Annotated in this window: 1 protein-coding gene; it reads left to right on the forward strand. The window is 42.4% G+C overall.

Going from position 1 to position 1,278, the window contains the following annotated elements; all coding sequences use genetic code 11:
* Window positions 1-962 (forward strand): DNA replication/repair protein RecF (gene recF, locus ACYVTD_RS13095; protein WP_461248183.1); only part of this gene is annotated, 962 nt, incomplete at its 5' end.
* Window positions 963-1,278 lie beyond the last annotated feature (316 nt).

Raw genomic sequence — 1,278 nt, forward strand, 5'->3', positions numbered from 1 at the left:
ACACCGAAGTTATCACAAACGCTAAAGATATTTTTCTTGTCGGCGAAAATGGTCAGGGGAAAACCAATTTTTTGGAAGCGTTATATTTTTGTGCCTACGCTTCGTCATTTCGCTCTGTCCGAGACGCAGAATTGGCACGTAACGGAGAAAAAGATTTTTCCACTGAAGTAAAACTTTCAGATTCGGTAAACGACCAAATACTTGTTAAATCGGAAAACGGCAAAAAAACAGTTTTTATAAACGGAAAAAAAGCCGAAGACCGCAAAGAATTACTTTCCATTGCTCCAAGCATAGTTTTTTGCCACGAAGATATGGAGTTTGTCAGCGGAAACCACGAAAGACGACGCTGGTTTTTTGATCAAACTTTAAGTCTTTACGACCCTGTCTACCTAGAAGACCTTCGCCGTTTCCGCCGAGTGCTAAAATCACGGAACACAGTGCTTCGGGATTACGCCCAAAAAAAACAGAAAGCGGACAGTGCAATTTCTGTTTTGGACGCACTCGATCCGCAGTTTGTGGAATATGGGCTTAAATTAATGGAAAAAAGAGAAACAGCAGCAAAGGATTTTTCTGTCGTTTTCAGTACTCTCTACGAAGAAGTATCCGGCATTTGCGGCATCACAGTCCGCTACATTCCGTCATGGAAAAGCGACAGTATTTCTTCCCACCTGCAAGAAAGGCGGGCAACCGAAATGTCAGCAGGGCTTTCGCTTTCAGGTCCGCATCGGGACCGCTATCAATTTACACATAACGGCGAAGATTTTACGATAAAAGCCTCCACAGGGCAAAGGCGCCTTTTAGCCCCCTTACTGCGGACAGCTCAAGCTCTCCGCTATTCCCAAGAGACCCGCCTTAACCCCATACTGTTACTGGACGATGTTCTTTTAGAAATGGACGGCGAAAAAAGACGCAAGTTCTTATCGGTACTCCCCTGCGGTTTTCATGAAGTTAGCATAGCATAAATTAGGAAGAATTTCTCACAAAGGACACGGAGGAAGAGAAGATCACAAAGGGGGATCAGGGGTTTTTGTTCGTTATCTTATCGTGAAATTCAAATATAGCCTTCGGACAAAAACCCTTTTTCTCTTCTTTGTGTCCTTCTCTTCCTTTGTGAGCTTTGTGTGAAGCTCTTTAGAATTATTTTGCTTTGCTAAAGGTCGCAAATTGCGACCTTAGATTTTTCCAGTTTGTCTTAAACAAACTTATCATAATTCCGAAAATTAAAGTATGGTTGAAAATTCTATGGCTTTTATGCGGAAAGTTGCTTCTTTAGCTGTC

Source organism: Treponema sp. R6D11 (assembly GCF_054786075.1).